Origin of the sequence: Microcoleus sp. B3-D7 (assembly GCF_036705305.1) — a bacterium.
In the GTDB taxonomy this organism is placed as follows: domain Bacteria; phylum Cyanobacteriota; class Cyanobacteriia; order Cyanobacteriales; family Microcoleaceae; genus Microcoleus.
The window spans coordinates 14,500-31,032 of record NZ_JAUBUE010000061.1 but is presented as its reverse complement, the minus strand read 5'-3'; the positions used below and the strand labels follow the sequence as shown (position 1 = coordinate 31,032).

Here is a 16,533-nt window from a genome sequence, read left to right as displayed (position 1 = left end):
CTATCCTTTCTCTGCGCTGTGCTTATCTCAATGGTCAACTTTCCGCTTGATGTATTTGCAAAAGTGAGATGCACCCTAATTATATCTGGTCGGCTGCCGTTTAGTCCCTTACTGCGAAATTTTCAAGTGGATTTAGAGATTGTCGATCGCGACTAACCCTAGGATATAAAGTAAAATATAATTAATTATCTCGAAGTTCTTTTTCTTGCAAAATTTGGGTAGCCCAAACCCGATCTTCTTCCGATAGAGACGGTACGGGTTCTGGATTATAGTCGATCCGATAATCATAGCCAGCGCGATCGTAAATACCGCCAAATATTTCTGGTAAATTAACAATAGGTTCTACATCTTCCTCGCGCAAGGGAAGCGGAAATATAGGTAGAGAATCGCGGAGATTAAAAGCATAAAGTTCGGCAAACGGACGGCGATTACTGGGACTGACCAAAACCCGATAATCGCTTTGAATAGAATTGTTAAGGATGGGCATAGATTCCCATTTTCGTAGTAAATCGATTTCGACTAAATTGGTTAAACTACCTAAAATACTCTGACGTTTTTTGAGATAAGTAATTCTTCCTTCTCCACTACGTTTGTTGACAGGAGAAAGAATTTCAATTGCGGTGACAACTTGTTTCGTTGCCATTTCTCGAACTTCCAAGTAAGTCTGATTAATTTTTTCAGGAGCAGGCACTTTAACGGTAGTCGGAAGTGTTATACTTACAGTAGCAACTGAACCTGTAGGAATATTCTGGTTATTAGATTGACGCTTAATCGCGACATCGGGGATACCTACTAAAAGGGACTCGTCGTTACTTTCATTTAAATCGGTAATTTCATAGATGCGTTTGTCAATTGCAACCTCATATTTAGGGCGAATTTGAGGCATGATGGTATCAGCGATCGCGATAATCAATCGATTGTGAGTTTCCTGCCAGAAATCGGGGTGTTCTAAGTAGGGATCCATTCCAGGAAAAGGTGAAGGCATAGGACTGTTCTCCGATGTATTGACTTTCAAATCATTTTAGCATTTTTAATTTTGTAGGGTGCGTCGCTGCGAGATTTTCGAGTGTCCCTACAAGACTGACGCACCCTACGGTATCTACAAAAATGTCGTAAATATTAACTACAAAACAGCAGCAACACTTGCCATCAACAACCCTTGAAACAATTTCACTCCATCAGTTTCGCCCAACATCGGATCGGATGCCCGTTCAGGATGCGGCATCATTCCTAATACATTGCCTTGGCGGTTGCAAATACCGGCAATATTATTTAACGAACCGTTGGGATTGCCAGCATCGCTAATTTTGCCCGCCGGAGTACAGTAGCGAAACAGGACTTGCTTGTGCTCTTCTAGTTCTGCTAAAGTATCGGCATCGGCATAATAGTTGCCTTCGCCGTGGGCGATAGGCAAATCGATGATTTCACCCGTAGTATAAGCCGCAGTCCAACGAGTATTACCCCGCTCGACTTTCAAAGAAGCGCGATCGCAAATAAAATTCAATCCCGCATTCCGCACCAGAGCACCGGGCAACAAGCCAGCTTCAGTCAACACCTGAAAACCGTTACAGATGCCTAATACAAGCTTTCCTTGTTTCGCGTGTTCCGCAGTAGCCCGCATCGCCGGAGAAAAACGGGCGATCGCGCCGCACCGCAAATAATCTCCGTAACTGAAACCACCGGGAATTACAATGACATCAATATCCGAAATATCGGTATCTTCGTGCCAAATCATCCGCGTCGGTTGGTGGAGTAACCCTTGAGTCACCCACACCACATCGCGATCGCAATTTGAACCAGGAAAAACAATAACTCCAAATTTCATAAGCTGAAGGAAGAAGGAAGAAGGAAGAAGGAAGAGGGAAGAAGGAAGAAGGAAGAGGTGTCAACTTAAGACTGAAATCTTAGGTTTCTCTCGCTTGTATCAAAGTCTAGATCCCCCTAAATCCCCCTTAAGAAGGGGGACTTTGAGTGGTTCTAGTTCTTGTGTTTTTAACAAAGACTTTGAACACTCTTGTCCTCGCCTTTTGAATAGATACTGTGAACACTCTTGTCCCCCTCTTATTAAGGGGGGTTAGGGGGGATCTCCGGGTTTAAAAACACCCTAGGGACGATCGCATTTATGCCGTCGCTGTCTCCACAGCAACAGGAATTTCAGTCAAATCAAAGCGATAATTTTCAATCACTGGATTGGCCAAAAGTTGGTCGCAAACGCGATCGAGTTGTGCGCGGGCCTCCGACTCACCAGCAGCAGTCAGCGTCAATTCAACGTATTTCCCAATACGCACGCGCTCAACATTGTCGTATCCCATGTGTTGCAAGCCAGACTGTACGGCAGTGCCGGCGGGATCTAAAACAGAAGGGCGGAGGGTAACATAGATTTGGGCAAGATATTTCTGAGTCACGGGAATGTTGCGGTAGGTGATGTGAAAGTTAGCCCCATTGTATTCTACAACCGAGCTGCGCGCCGATCGCCATTTGGTTCGCCCAAGTAAGATAGCCTAGAAACAGGGACAGATTTGATTCCAGCAGATTCGAGAAAAAAATTATGAGAACCAACCACACCCGCAGTCAGGAGCGTATTTTACACTTGCTCAAGCACTTGAATCGATCGCTCTCAGCGCAAGATATCTACTTAGAACTGCGTAACAGCGACCAAAGCATGGGCCTAGCAACAGTTTACCGCTCCCTCGACGGTTTAAAGCGAGAGGGGTTCGTTCACGTCAGAACTCTCGCGAGTGGCGAGTCTCTCTACGGTGCCGCCCACCAAGACCAACACCACTTAACTTGTCTGGAATGTGGCGCGTCAATTACGATCGACGAATGTCCAGTCCACCACTTAGAAAGCCAACTACAACAATCTCATTCTTTCAAAATTTATTATCACACTTTGGAGTTTTTCGGATTGTGCGATCGATGTACTTTAGCTCAAGAATCTTAGAGAAGTTATTAGTCATGAGAGATTTCAATTCCGGTTGCACTAATCATAAATGTTGACTGTTGACGGGCGGGTCGAAAAACCGAATAGTTGAGTGGTAACTGTTGACTCGATTTTATGATTCCGATGCAACCGCCAACGATATAGCAATCTTCGGATCATTTGTGAATTTCTTACTTTCTCCCCGCGCGTTCGGGGAGGGTTGCGGTAGGGTGCAAAAGTGAGATTCTCCCGGTGTTGTTTGTGTAGCGACAGATTTAAACCTGTTGTTTTATTAACTCGCTCAAGGATGCAAAAACTCTAAATGGTCTCCTGGAATCGATCGCAATTTTGCAGCCGAGCCTTGCAGTTTCAATCGGCCGCGTTCTAACATGATAATCCAATCGGCGCGATCGATCACTCGCGGCCTGTGACTGATAAAAATCGTCGTTTTCCCCTGCCGGTACATCAACAATTGTTCTAAAACGTCCGCTTCGCTTGCGGGGTCAAGCCCTGCGGTAGATTCGTCTAGAATCAATACGGGTGGGTTGTTGAGAATGGCGCGGGCGATCGCCAATCTTTGTCTTTGTCCGCCAGAAATATTCGCTCCAAACTCCCCTAAAACAGTTTGATATTTATCAGGCAATTGGCTGATAAATTCATCCGCCCCCGCAATTTTGCAAACTTTCACAATCTGTTCAAAGCTGATATCTGGACTGCCCAAACGAAAATTTTCGAGAATCGAACGGCTCCAAAAATGCGCTTCTTGAGGAACCAATACTACCTGCTGTCTGAGACTGTCGAGAGACAAATCCTGCAAGTTGTAGCCGCCAATTCTAATATTACCAGATTGCAGCGGGTACAGACCAGCAATTACTTTTGCTAGCGTACTTTTTCCGCAGCCGGAGTGACCGATTAAAGCAATTGCTTGACCGCCGGGAAACGTAACGGAAAAATTTTCCAGCAAGTCAAGTCGGCCGGGGTAGTGAAAATTAACACCCTTGCAAACAATACCGTCGCGGTCTTGAATAGTTACAAAAGGTTTATTCGTATCGTCTTTAGTTTCCGGTTCAGCATCGATAACTTCCGACAGCCGTTGAGTAGCTGTCTGCACGCGAGTCATTTCATCAGTAAATCCTACTAGCGAATTCACCCAAGTAGTAACGTTTTGATTCATGCTAATAAACGCTAGCAACTGACCGATACTCAATACCTTGTCAATCACCAAACCGCTACCAAGCCACAGCAGAGTAATGCTGCCAGCAGAGGCAACAAAACCAGAAAATATATTGTTGAGAATGCCAATTTGTGTAGTGCGGAAAGTGAGCTTTGCTAAGCGACCGAAGCGGATTTGAAATTCTTCCCAAAGTTGCTGACCGCTGGTAGTAGTTTTGACCGTCAGCGCGCCTTTAAAAGTTTCTACTAAAACGCCTTGAGTTTCTGCTTCCAGCACAAATAAACTGCGCGTTTTTTGCTGCAATACGGGCAGAAATACCACTGTAGAGGCAGTCATTAACAGAGCTATAGCTGTAGCTGCTAAAGTCAGTTCCTTGCTGTAAAATAACATAAAAATAAAAGAAACTACAGCTATAAAAAATTGACTAGGCAAGCTGATAGCGACTTGAGAAACTAATTTATTTATTTCTTGGATATCTTGTAATCTACTGACAATTTCGCCACTGCGTCTGGTTTCGTAAAAGCTCAAAGGCAATCGCAGGAATTTGCGCGCAAATTCCATCACCAATCCCAATTCTAAACGCTGGGAAAACTGAGCAATTAAGTTCGACTCTACCAATCCTAAACTGCTGCTAAAAAGGTTCATAACTATAACTGCGATCGCCACACTCGCCAGGAGTTGTCTGTCGCCCCGCACCAGAATGTCGTCGGTGAGCAGTTGAACGAGAAAAGGCGAAGAAATCGACAGCAAACCCAACACCACATTCAGCAAAAATGCTTCCATTAAAATCGGGCGATAAATCCCAATCCGGCGCATCCATTTTTGTAAGGAATTGGCGGGCGGTTGGCCCTCTGCGGCCGCAAAAAACCGCTCAGCATCGGGTTCTACTAGCAAGCACAGCCAATCTGTCCAAGCTGCTGCTAATTCTGCTTTAGAAACATAGCGCATACCGACGGCCGGATCGCCGATCGCATATTTGTCGCCCTGCTTTCCGTACAAAACAACCCAGTGATAACCGCTCCAGTGAATAATTGCCGGTAAAGGCGCTTCCTCAATTTGGTCTAAAATAGCAGCCGCGGCTCGCACGGATCGAGCATTAAAGCCGATCGCCTCAGCACCTTGTTTCAAGCCCAGCAGAGTCGTCCCTTTTTGGCCGGTGCCCGCACATTCTCGCAAGCGGCTAATAGTAAAATTTTGTCCGTAAAATTTCGCGATCGAAGCCAAACAAGCCGCCCCGCAATCTTCTTCGCTCTGCTGGAGAACAACCTGATATTTCTTAAACCTGTTAACTTGTCCGAATAATGGCATTTTGCCGATCAAAGGGATGTTCTTTAACATTTTGCAAAATGAATAATGGTAGAGCATAAAGAAGATTACTCATCACCAACTACCCAATCAGCAAAAAGCACCCATAAAGTTATGGGTGCTTTCTCGATTCCACAGTTAGATATCTGAATTGACTAGCACTAAACTTTAGGAGTAGGCGTAGCGGACTACTCTTCGGTATGAACCGTCGCAATTCCGGCGGTACACGACCCAACTGCGCCGCTGCCGATGACAATTGTATCGATCGGCATAATAGTGACCTCCGTTGACGCTAGCTGATTCTTCAGGGGTGAGTTCAGCAAACAGTGAATTGTCCTTTGTTTCTTTCATGATTAGACTCCGTTTAACTTAATAAAATTGAAGGGAAACTAGAAATATTATTTAATTTCTAGATTCTCGTGTAAATACTGAGTAATACTTCTTGTAGTCCTGTACGACATCCGGAATACTACGGAGAAATTTTCAAAATTTACTTTATCGCACAACTTGACTCAGCTATCTAAACCACTAGGGTTGGGTAAGGGCGATCGCGGCTCGGATCGTACAGATAAAGCTGGCTAGGCTGCGGCAGGAAAAACAGCATAGTGAGACCCTCGCGGCTGCTGTTATCCGTCTCGCTGTTGCTTTTAGCACCGCTAACACCGCTGGTAATATTGCCACCGTTGACAGTAGCAGATTCTCCATCGGTTACTTCGATGAAGAGTGAACCTTGTTGATTTTCTGACATAAATAACTCCTATTAATACCTATGTACTGACTTACTACCTACGCATACAGTAAAAACCCGGTAACAGCGCCAAAAGTTATGGCAAAAATCCCATATTTTCCTGACTGTAGCCCGCTGGCTTCACTCGTCTTGATATTTGGGGAAGTTTGTGGGTGGGAACGGCAAAGCTGTGCGGATTTTTACCTTTACCCTGTGAATTTTGATTTAGACTTCTAAACCTATGCTTGGTTTCCGGAAAGCTGATCGTAAAAGTGACAAAACAAATCAGCGATCTCTCCCTCCCCCTAACTCAAAACTCCAAACTCCAAACTATTCCCCTCTCCCCCTTGCCGCCATGTCTCTCACTCCCGAAGCCACACCCGCTGAAACCTTTGATAACGACCAGTTTTTGCCCCCTGTCAGCCGCTGGACGACTTTGGGTGGCATTTTGATGGTGGCGACCTTTGGCGGGGCGATCGCCCTCGCTAGCGTCACCAAATACAGCGCTACAGTCAAAGCAGACGCGATCGTCCGTCCAGCCGGAGAAGTGCGCGTCGTGCAAGCAGCCACAGAAGGAACCGTCGAAAGCATTGCTGTCAGCGAGAATCAGACAGTAAAAGAAGGAGATGCGATCGCAGTTATAGACGCTTCGCGTTTAAGCGATCAAAAAAAACAGTTACAAGAAATAATTAATCAGTCTCAACCAGCAGCACAGCAAATCAACCAGCAACTGCGCGACTTAGAAAATCAAATTTTGGCCAGCGCCCAATTTAAAAGCATCCAAAGTGAAAGTTCCGCCCAACAGGAATTAATCGAATCCGCTTTAGTAAAATTCGCCACATCGCTGCCAGATGTCGCCGAGAGACTGGGCAGAAGTCGGCGGGTTTTGCTCGTCAAGCAAGCCTCCATTCAACAACAATTAATTCAAGCTAAAAAAGAACTCAATCAAATTGAGTTAAAACTCGAAAATAGCGTGATCCGCACGCCCACAGATGGTACAATTCTCAGACTGGAAGTACGAAATACTGGTCAAACCGTACAAGCCGGCAGCGCGATCGCCCAAATCGTCCCCAGCGACGTACCCCTGGTAGTCAAAGCCAAGGTGACATCCCAAGACATCGCCCGCATCCAAATCGGCCAACCCGTACAGATCAGGATTTCGGCTTTGCCTTTTCCCGATTACGGCACATTAAAAGGAACTGTCAGCGAAATCGCCCCAGATGCGATCGCCACTCAAAATCCCACTAATAATTTAGGTACAGCTTATTACGAAGTGGCAATTAAGCCCGAACAAACTTATTTAACAAAACTCAAATCCGCCAACGGCCAATTCTTCGGAAACTCCCAGGCTAATGTCCCCCGCCAGTATTCGATTCAATCGGGAATGGAAGGCAGAGCCGATATTATTACCGGCGAAGAAACTGTTCTGACATTTGTTTTACGCAAAGCAAGGTTGCTGACAGATTGGTAATTAGTCAGTTGTCAGTTGTCAGTTGTTAGTTGTCAACAGTCAACAGTCAACCGTCAGCAGTCAACCGTCAACAGTCAACCGCCAGAAAATTAGAGGATCTGAAATTGAAATAACGTGTCAATATAGAACTGTGAGTTTAATTCTATTCTTTCCTCATGGGCAAACAGCGCGTTCTTTCAGGAGTTCAGCCAACAGGCAATCTTCACCTCGGTAATTATCTCGGTGCAATTCGCAACTGGGTAGAAGGTCAAAGTCAGTACGAAAATTACTTCTGCGTAGTCGATTTGCACGCAATTACCGCACCGCACAATCCAGCAACTCTAGCCTCCGACACTTACACGATCGCCGCACTCTATTTAGCTTGCGGCATCGATTTAGAATATTCTACTATTTTCGTGCAATCCCACGTCTCGGCGCACACAGAACTAGCATGGCTGCTAAACTGCATTACGCCGATTAACTGGCTCGAAGATATGATTCAGTTTAAAGAAAAAGCAGTTAAACAAGGTGAAAATGTCAATGCAGGCTTGCTAAATTATCCCGTGTTGATGGCAGCCGATATTTTGCTTTACGATGCCGACAAAGTGCCAGTGGGAGAAGACCAAAAACAGCATTTGGAACTCACCCGCGATATTGTCATCAGATTAAATCACCAATTCGGCACACCCGAAAAGCCAGTATTGAAACTTCCAGAACCATTAATTCGGACTGACGGTGCGAGGGTGATGAGTTTGACAGATGGCACGCGCAAGATGTCGAAATCTGACCCTTCCGAACAAAGTCGAATTAATTTATTGGATTCGCCAGATACGATCGCCAAAAAAATCAAGCGCTGCAAAACAGATGCCGTGCGGGGTTTGACTTTTGACGACCCCGATCGCCCCGAAGCTAGAAATTTGCTGACACTTTATCTCCTGCTTTCCGGCAAATCTAAGGAAGAAGTAGCAACAGAGTGTGAAAACATGGGTTGGGGAGATTTTAAACCCTTGCTGACAGAGACGACAATTAATGCCCTCAAACCAATTCAGGATAAATACAAGGAAATAATGGACGATCCGGGATATTTAGACTCTGTACTACGTCGCGGAAGAGAACAAGCAGAAGCTATTGCTAATCAAACTCTAACTAAGGTGAAGACAGCTTTCGGTTATTCTTTACCTGTTTAGTTGTTAGTTGTTAGTTGTTAGTTGTTAGTTGTTAGTTGTTAAAAATGCCAACTGCCAACTGCCCACTGACAACTGCCCACTAACAACAGTCAACCGTCAACAGTCAACCGTCAAATAACAAATAACCAATAACAGACAAATAATCATGAACCGTTTTCGCACAGCCTGCACCACCCCTGGAGAATTTATAATTACTGCCGAAGTTGCCCCACCAAAAGGTGGCGACATAACTCACACAATTCAAATGGCTGAACGCCTCAAAAACAGAGTTCATGCAATTAATATCACAGACGGAAGTCGCGCAGTTTTGCGAATGTGCCCCCTAGCAGTTTCGGCGATTTTAGTGCAGCACGGAATTGAGCCAATTTGTCAAGTTGCTTGTCGCGATCGCAATCTAATTGGCCTGCAAGCGGATCTCATGGGAGCCCACGCTTTAGGCATTCGCAATGTACTAGCACTTACAGGCGATCCCGTCAAAGCCGGCGACCATCCTAAAGCAAAAAGTGTATTCGATTTGGAATCAGTTCGGCTATTGCAAGTTATTCAAAAAATGAACGGTGGTCAAGACTGGAATGACAAACCTCTAACCGACGGAGTTACTGATTTATTTGTAGGTGCAGCAGTCGATCCGCAATGCCCCAGTTGGTCTGGTTTGCAAAGTCGATTCGAGAAAAAAGTAGAGGCTGGAGCACAGTTTTTTCAGAGTCAATTAATTACAGATTTTGAAGTTTTGGATAAGTTTATGCACCACGTTGCAGCGGGCTGCAACAAGCCAGTCTTAGCAGGAATATTTTTGTTTAAATCAGCTAAAAATGCTGAATTTATTCAAAAATACGTGCCGGGAGTTCACATCCCACAAGAGACTATCGATCGTTTAGCAAAAGCTCCCGAACCCTTGCAGGAAGGCATAAAAATTGCTGCAGAACAAGTCAAACTAGCGCGGCAGATTTGTCAAGGAGTTCACATGATGGCTGTCAAACGAGAAGATTTAATTCCTCAAATTTTGGATTTGGCAGGAATCGAGCCACTGAGCTAAAATTAAACGTAGGGGTGGGTTTTACCAATTATCAATTCCTAAAACTAACGATTTCGTAAACTCATAAACCCGCCCACTCCCGCGCTACCATTTTGAACATCAATAAAACAATCATGCTTCAAACTGTAGACAATCCAACCACTTCTCCCGCAATCGAACAACGTTTCACTTGGCGCGGTGTGACATGGCATCAATTCAAGGCAATTCAAGCTGGTTTTGAAGACGTGCCGAATGTACGCTTATTTTATTGTGAGGGAGTTTTAGAAATTGTGGGTACTGGAAGGTTGCAGGAAGCGATTAGGTGTTTGATGGGCTTGCTAATGGGACAGTATTTTCTGCAAAGAAGAATTGTATTTTTTCCCAGCGGTACTTACAGTCAGATTGTCGAAGAGCAAGTCGAGTATCAGGCAGATTTGTCTTATTGTTTCGGAACTATTAAAGATGTGCCAGATTTATGTATTGAGATTGTTATCACTAGCGGTAGTCCGATTAAACTTCAGAAATACCGACTGATGGGAGTCCCGGAAGTCTGGTTTTGGGAAGATGGCACTCTAGAGCTTTACCATCTGCGAGAGGAAGGTTACGATCGCATTACTAGCAGCGAAATGCTGCCAGAGTTAGACTTATCTTTGCTGAAACGCTGCATTTTATTTGCTTCGCCTTTGGATGCGCTAGAGGAATTTTCTAGAGGAATGGGCGATCGGGAAAATTGACCAATAAACTATTTTTGAAATAGCTCGATCGACTAAACGGTTATTAAATAGGAGCCACTGGCAATGACTGACTCAGAAATACTTAATTCTGATACCATTAAAACACTAAATACTAGCATATCAGAAGTTACAGTTTATACCGATCGCGCTTTGGTGACGCGGCGCGGTACGGTATCTCTGACGGGAAACGAGCGAGAATTGGCGATCGCCTCTGTTCCTGCAACCCTCGACACAGAGTCAGTCAGGGCTACGGGTGTGGGTACAGTTGCTGTGCGACTTTTGGGAGTGCGAAGCGAAAGAGTGTTTAGCAGCGAACCAGTGGGCGATCGCACTGCCGAATTAACCCAACAAATTAAGGAGTTACAAACCCAAAGACGGGGAATTAACGACAAAATAACCGCCCGAAAAATTCAGCTCCAATTTGTGGAAGGTTTGAGCGAAAAAAGCGTCGGTTTCTTTTCTAGCAGCATCGCCAAACAGCAGGTAGGTTTAAACGAAACTAGCGAATTGCTCAATTTTTTAGGAACTAATTACCTAAAATATGTAAGTGCGATCGCCCAACACGAAAAACAGCAGCGCGAAATAGACAAGCAAATAAAAGCTTTGCAGCAGCAGTTGGGGCAAGTACAAACTCCCCATTCGCAGCAAAGTTTTAACATCATTGTTGCCATTGAACCCAGTGCCAGCGGCAATTTTGAAATAGAAGTTTCCTATGTAGTCACGCGAGCCCGTTGGACTCCCCTTTACGACTTGCGAGTAAACACTACCAACAACCAAATTAATCTCAATTACCTAGCCGAAGTCAATCAAAATACAGGCGAAGATTGGACTGGAGTAGCGCTGACTTTATCTACAGCAAAACCCGGAATGGGAACTCTCCCACCAAAACTAGAACCTTGGTATATCGATAAAACCGAGCCAGAGCAATTTTGTGGTAGGGGTGTATCAGAGGATGATTTTTTAGACCTAGAAGAGATATTATCTGAAGGTTTTGCAGGCCGTTCACGCTCCATAACACGATCGCCGCTAGCAGCTCAAATAGCCACAGCCCAAGTATCCAGAGAAGGCGGTACAGTCTCATTTCAAGTAGGCGGAATTACCAAGATTCCCAGCGACGGTACACCGCACAAAGTGACGATTTTCAGCGAAAATTATCCCTTTACGCCTGAATATATAGCCGTTCCGCGATTAGTCAGTTTTGCCTATTTGCAAGCAGTTGTTGTGAATCCGCTGACAGGCGCAACTCTGCTTCCCGGTAAAGCAAATATCTTTCGCGACAACACTTTTGTCGGCCGTGTGCAGTTAGAAAATGTTTCCCCCGGGCAAGAATATAAAGTTAATTTAGGAATAGATGAACGGTTAAAAATACAGCGGGAATTAGTGGAAAGACAAGTAGATAAAAAACTGATCGGTCAGCAGAGGCGCACGAGTTACGCTTATCGCTTAAATGTGACAAACTTGCATCAGGTGCAGGTACACCTGACACTAAAAGAACAATTGCCAGTCAGCCGCAATGAACAAATTAAAGTGCGATCGACTCTCACTAATCCGAAAATATTAGCAGGTGAAATGGGACTGCTAGAATGGATAATGTCTCTGCCGCCACAAGCAAAGCAAGAGTTATATTACCAGTTTGTTGTCGAACATCCTCCCGACTTAACAGTCACGGGTTTAGATATTTAATACCAATCCGTTGTCAGTTGTCAGGTCCCAGTTCTCAGGAATTACCTCTTCCTTCTGGCGGCTTCCATCGGACTTCTTCCTTCGGCTATAAAGCAGCTTATTTCTTCCCGCCACACGCCACCAATTTTTTCTGTATACACAACTGTTGAAACACTAAATCTGCTATTGATTCATAAGCTGGGGCTGTGGGGTGTACGCCATCCCGAAAATAACTTTTTACCCTCGTTTTCGGCAATTTTGACCAGGCTGCATGAGTGTCTATGATTGGAATTTTTAAAGCTTTTAGCCGATCGACAAACTCGGATTTAAACTTCGGCTGATTCGGTACGGGCAGTAAATCCGCTCGATCGCAAGTATACAACACAAACAACGGAATATTCTTAGCTCGCACCAAAGCAACTATTTGCTCAAATCGCTGCATATTTTCCATAAACCGTTTTGATTCCGACACCGGCACTCCCGCCGCAGGAGAATTCGATACAAAAATACTTGAAAATTGGGGCATAACGTGTCTTTGAAACACTTCTTGAATTGCCAATAACGGTTTGCGATTCGGCATCAGCGGGTCATTTCCCACCCCCGCGCTGCTACTTGGAGGTTGTAGCAAATCGTGAGTACCAATTTGCAAAATCACAGCATCGCTTTCAAAAGTGCCAAACTTGCGAATATATCCCAATTGATTGCCAATTCCCCAAGAACCTGCCGAAGCATTCAGCACCTCAACTTGCTTTTTTATGCCCAACAAACGCGCTTCAAACAATTCTGGAAGAGTTTCTTTCTGATCGGTGGTATTATTACCGTTTAGAACCGAATCTCCTATCATCAAAATTCTGAGAGTATCTTCAGGCTTTGCTGAATCGATTTGTTCAGAACGCTGAGAAAATTGATTGTACTCAACTCTATTCCCAAAGCGATATACAAGTTGATTTGGTGCAAATATATAGCCAGCATTAGCATCAGCTTGCAGCAAGGCAGGATTTCCGAATCCGAGCAAGCGCAAGGCAAGTTCTATAGCACTCAAAGATGCGATCGCATAACCGGGAATCCAATAGTTAGCTTTCAAAAATTTACCTGTAATTGGTAAACTGCAAAGCCATCGGATAATCTTCTTGCTTCAACCGTTGAATTACCAACTGCAAATCATCCTTATCCTTAGCCGAAACGCGCACTGAATCACCTTGAATCGAGCCTTGAATCTTTTTAAACTCATCTCGAATTAATTTAGTGATTTTCTTGGCAATTTCCTGGTCTATCCCTTTTTTAAGTTTGATTTCTTGGCGTACTCTAGTACCACTAGCAGCTTCAATTTTCCCATAATCAAAAATTTTCAGAGACAAATTGCGCTTGGCGGCTTTAGTTTGCAAAACTGTGTGAATCGCGTCGAGAGTAAATTCACTGTCGGTATTGACAGTAATTGCTTCAGCGCCCAATTCTACAGTAGTTTTGGTATCTTTCAAGTCGTAACGGCTTTGAATTTCCCGGACAGTTTGGTCAACAGCGTTAACTAATTCTTGCCGATCGAACTCGCTGACAATATCAAAGGAATAACTAGCAGCCATAAATTAGTAATTGGTAATGGGTAATTGGTAGTTGGTAATGGGTAATTGGTAGTTGGTAGTTGGTAATTAGTCATTAATTAAGCGTCTCTTAACTAATGACTAATGACCAGTGACTAATAACAATTAGCCATTAACAGCCATTAAACTGAAATAGAATAAAGTAGCTGTGCAAGAAGAACTAATCGCAAACATGAGCGATCGCCCCAGCGGCACATTCAGAATATAGAAAACCGAAAACAACAACCGGGCGATCGTAAAAGCGATCGCAGCCCAACCCGCCGGTTCCGAATCTACCCCCGTCACAAAAGCCATCAAAGCCGCCGCTGAAAACAGCATAAACGTCTCAAACGAATTTTGGTGAGCCCAAGTTGCCCGTTGAGCGTAAGCCGGCAACCTCTCAAACATAGCGCGGGGGGCTGCTTGGTCGTAGCCTAGCTGCAAGCGGGCGAACGCAACCACCAAAAACGGTGCGTAAACCAGCGCAGCAGCAGCAGCAATACAATCAAGCAGAATAACCGACACAGGTAATCCCAACAGCATCATCGGCCTCGCAGTTCAATCAAAATAGAACAGAGTAACTACCTTGCGCTGTTCCTCCGCATCCTGGCAAGTTTTCAGCAAAGTGTGGCTTTCGTGAAAAGCAAAACATATCAGTTGCTGGCAGCGAGAAATAATCTCCTGATTGCACATGGCGCTTGCTTCCGGGAGAGACAAGCTATCATTTTTGGGATTTTCTACCAAATGTATCACTTGTTCGAGTTGGTCGCGAGACTCCCGAGGCTGGCGACTCATGCTTTGTGGCAAAATCACCGTCAGCAGATTTGGATCTGCTCGCATTGCTCCCCGAATTGCTGCTGAATTGGTGCCTGTTGCACCAGAAGTGATGAGCTGATTGCCTCCCAGAACTATGGCGTAGCTCAGCATCTCAATTAGCTGCTGGTGGGTAATAGGAACGTGGCGAGAACCCAAAAGAGCAATCCGCTTGGAGCTGGTTTGCTGGATCGCCGCAAGTTCTTGTAAAAAATCATCTACTCTGGGTAGCTCAATTGATTGACTCAAAGAATTTATTAAATTAAATAAAACTACGTTGTGGATTTTAGCAGACTCACTAGCCATTGCCGCCAAAAAGAAGTTAAGAATTGCTGATTTACCGGATCAGACTAGAGGATCGGGAGATTTGAGGAAGCCAGAAGGCAGAATGTCTGAAGACATTCGGCAGCCGGAGCTCAAGGTAGAATTCAAGAAAAATTGAGAATTTAAGAATTTTGGCTTTTTATTTATTTAAACAAAAAGTTCTCTCTGCCGAATACCTTCTTCCCTCAGCTCCGGCTCTGTTATTAATCGACTCGATCGCTCAGGCCCAAGGATGCCATCATGCCATCAAGGTCAAAATGTTCTGCCATTAGCTGAGTAACGCATTCCACCTTGATCGGTTCGTGCAGGCGCACGCTGCCAAAGGTGCTGTCGATAATTTCTACCGTGGTTAAGGTATCCAAATCAACAGACAAAACCGGAATTTCCATTTCTTCTGCCCTGCCAATCACTAGGGGAGAAGGAGGCAAGTGGCCTGTCAAAATTAAGCACTGAGTCGAGCTCTCCAGAGCCGCGAGCTGAATGTCCGTGCGATCGCCCCCCGTCACCACCGCCATATTTCTCGCTTTGCGGAAATATTTCAGAGCCGAACTAACATTCATCGCGCCAATTGTCAAGGTTTCCACCATCAAGTCCAAACGGTCTCGACGGCACAGCACGTCAGCTTTCAATTGGTGCACCAATTCTTTGACGCTGACACTTCGCAGCAAAGCACTTCTCGGCAGCATTCCCAAAACTGGAATACCCGCAGCCTCCAGAAAAGGCCGCACAGTCGCCGTTACGCATTCGAGTTTGTCCGAGGGAACGTCATTAAGTACCACGCCCAGCAACCGGGAACCCAAACGCTGTTTAGCCGACAGCAAATCGTCTATATACAGATCGATCGGGCGGGCTACCAACAGCACAGAGGCATCAACTGCCTCAGCGACTTGAGCCAAAGACAAGTCAAACAGACTGCCTTCCTCCAAATTAGCTGGGCCTTCTAACAGCACCAAGTCTCCGCTGGGAGCTTGCAAATATTGCGCTAAAGACTGGCGGTAATCTGTCTTGTCTTCTCCCCGCAAACGCTTGTGAACTGTCTCTTCATCCAAATACAGCAGTGTTGACGGCATCTGACTTTCTGAGAGCTTCAGCGTCTCTACCGCGAACCGTACATCTTCGTCCTCGATCCCAGCTCCCTCGGAGCTGAAACAGGTTCCCAGAGGTTTGCCGTAGGCGATGGCCAGTCCTTTTTCCCGGAGTCCGAGTGCCATCCCCAAGGCGATGGCCGACTTGCCGCTGTAAGCTTTTGTGGAACCGATCAGCAAATATTTAGTCAATTTGGGTACGCCTTCAATCCTCAATTTGCACCTGTCTATTTCAATAAATTTAGTTTTTTCTACAGTATTTCTGAACTGCGACTCAATTTTGCAATATTATTATACTCGATTTTGTCGCTTTTGGGCATATTCTTTTTTTGCTGAAAACTTTTATTCACCTGTTCCCAATCCTTTGCTTCCCATTTTTATTACTTGATTTTGGGGAAGCAGTTTTTAAATTGTTTGTTGTACCAGCCGTTTTTAAGAAGTATTTATCGCCCCCTAATTCCTTTAACAACCGATTTTAATTGTAAGATTTTCACCCATTCGTATTGCGTAAGTTAGATATTAACATAGAACTTTATCGAATAAAAATAACACGGTAAAAA

General features: G+C 44.9%; 17 protein-coding genes. 6 read left to right on the top strand and 11 right to left on the bottom strand.

What is annotated here, in order from left to right:
• Positions 1-181: 181 nt before the first annotated feature.
• The 3 genes from QUB25_RS26735 to purS all read right to left on the bottom strand — a co-directional run bounded on the left by QUB25_RS26735 (position 182) and on the right by purS (position 2,405).
• Positions 182-985 carry a DUF4058 family protein gene (locus QUB25_RS26735; protein WP_333188039.1) on the bottom strand — a complete coding sequence of 268 codons (804 nt, stop codon included), beginning with the start codon at positions 983-985 and terminating at the stop codon, positions 182-184.
• Positions 986-1,123: 138 nt separating this feature from the next.
• On the bottom strand, positions 1,124-1,825 hold the full coding sequence (gene purQ / locus QUB25_RS26730) for a phosphoribosylformylglycinamidine synthase subunit PurQ (RefSeq protein ID WP_190655996.1): 702 nt from the start codon (positions 1,823-1,825) through the stop codon (positions 1,124-1,126).
• 295 nt (positions 1,826-2,120) lie between these two features.
• A complete protein-coding gene (gene purS, locus QUB25_RS26725) occupies positions 2,121-2,405 on the bottom strand; it encodes a phosphoribosylformylglycinamidine synthase subunit PurS (protein ID WP_333188036.1) in 285 nt (94 codons plus the stop codon).
• A gap of 143 nt (positions 2,406-2,548) precedes the next feature.
• Between purS and QUB25_RS26720 the strand changes: the two genes are divergently transcribed.
• On the top strand, positions 2,549-2,941 hold the full coding sequence (locus QUB25_RS26720; RefSeq protein WP_333042008.1) for a Fur family transcriptional regulator: 393 nt from the start codon (positions 2,549-2,551) through the stop codon (positions 2,939-2,941).
• Positions 2,942-3,221: 280 nt separating this feature from the next.
• Here the strand turns inward: QUB25_RS26720 and QUB25_RS26715 are convergent, their stop codons facing one another.
• The 3 genes from QUB25_RS26715 to QUB25_RS26705 all read right to left on the bottom strand — a co-directional run bounded on the left by QUB25_RS26715 (position 3,222) and on the right by QUB25_RS26705 (position 6,147).
• The gene (locus tag QUB25_RS26715; protein ID WP_333188033.1) at positions 3,222-5,432 is read right to left on the bottom strand and encodes a peptidase domain-containing ABC transporter; all 2,211 of its coding nucleotides are present in this window, start codon (positions 5,430-5,432) and stop codon (positions 3,222-3,224) included.
• 135 nt (positions 5,433-5,567) lie between these two features.
• Positions 5,568-5,750, bottom strand: coding sequence for a hypothetical protein (locus QUB25_RS26710; RefSeq protein ID WP_333188030.1), 183 nt, complete (start codon positions 5,748-5,750; stop codon positions 5,568-5,570).
• A gap of 169 nt (positions 5,751-5,919) precedes the next feature.
• Positions 5,920-6,147 (bottom strand): secretion protein HlyD, encoded by a 228-nt coding sequence (locus tag QUB25_RS26705; protein ID WP_333059709.1) that lies wholly within the window; start codon positions 6,145-6,147, stop codon positions 5,920-5,922.
• A gap of 334 nt (positions 6,148-6,481) precedes the next feature.
• Here QUB25_RS26705 and QUB25_RS26700 point away from each other — a divergent pair, with 334 nt between their 5' ends.
• From QUB25_RS26700 to QUB25_RS26680, 5 genes are all read left to right on the top strand, one after another.
• A complete protein-coding gene (locus QUB25_RS26700) occupies positions 6,482-7,597 on the top strand; it encodes an HlyD family efflux transporter periplasmic adaptor subunit (RefSeq protein ID WP_333188028.1) in 1,116 nt (371 codons plus the stop codon).
• A 155-nt stretch (positions 7,598-7,752) separates the two neighbouring features.
• Positions 7,753-8,763, top strand: coding sequence for a tryptophan--tRNA ligase (trpS, locus tag QUB25_RS26695; RefSeq protein ID WP_333188026.1), 1,011 nt, complete (start codon positions 7,753-7,755; stop codon positions 8,761-8,763).
• Between the two features lie 145 nt (positions 8,764-8,908).
• Positions 8,909-9,799, top strand: coding sequence for a methylenetetrahydrofolate reductase (locus QUB25_RS26690; RefSeq protein WP_333042000.1), 891 nt, complete (start codon positions 8,909-8,911; stop codon positions 9,797-9,799).
• A 113-nt stretch (positions 9,800-9,912) separates the two neighbouring features.
• Positions 9,913-10,512 carry a Uma2 family endonuclease gene (locus QUB25_RS26685; RefSeq protein WP_333188023.1) on the top strand — a complete coding sequence of 200 codons (600 nt, stop codon included), beginning with the start codon at positions 9,913-9,915 and terminating at the stop codon, positions 10,510-10,512.
• Between the two features lie 63 nt (positions 10,513-10,575).
• Complete coding sequence (locus QUB25_RS26680) at positions 10,576-12,195, top strand: mucoidy inhibitor MuiA family protein (protein ID WP_333188020.1); 1,620 nt, start codon at positions 10,576-10,578, stop codon at positions 12,193-12,195.
• Positions 12,196-12,292: 97 nt separating this feature from the next.
• Here the strand turns inward: QUB25_RS26680 and QUB25_RS26675 are convergent, their stop codons facing one another.
• The 5 genes from QUB25_RS26675 to QUB25_RS26655 form a co-directional block, all read right to left on the bottom strand.
• Positions 12,293-13,258, bottom strand: a complete 966-nt coding sequence (locus QUB25_RS26675; protein ID WP_333188018.1) for an SGNH/GDSL hydrolase family protein — start codon at positions 13,256-13,258, stop codon at positions 12,293-12,295.
• Between the two features lie 4 nt (positions 13,259-13,262).
• Complete coding sequence (locus QUB25_RS26670; RefSeq protein WP_333059701.1) at positions 13,263-13,754, bottom strand: YajQ family cyclic di-GMP-binding protein; 492 nt, start codon at positions 13,752-13,754, stop codon at positions 13,263-13,265.
• A 123-nt stretch (positions 13,755-13,877) separates the two neighbouring features.
• Complete coding sequence (locus QUB25_RS26665) at positions 13,878-14,294, bottom strand: MAPEG family protein (protein ID WP_333042012.1); 417 nt, start codon at positions 14,292-14,294, stop codon at positions 13,878-13,880.
• 15 nt (positions 14,295-14,309) lie between these two features.
• Positions 14,310-14,813 (bottom strand): hypothetical protein, encoded by a 504-nt coding sequence (locus QUB25_RS26660; protein ID WP_039887610.1) that lies wholly within the window; start codon positions 14,811-14,813, stop codon positions 14,310-14,312.
• A gap of 278 nt (positions 14,814-15,091) precedes the next feature.
• Complete coding sequence (locus tag QUB25_RS26655) at positions 15,092-16,189, bottom strand: phosphotransacetylase family protein (RefSeq protein WP_333188016.1); 1,098 nt, start codon at positions 16,187-16,189, stop codon at positions 15,092-15,094.
• Between the last annotated feature and the right edge of the window lie 344 nt (positions 16,190-16,533).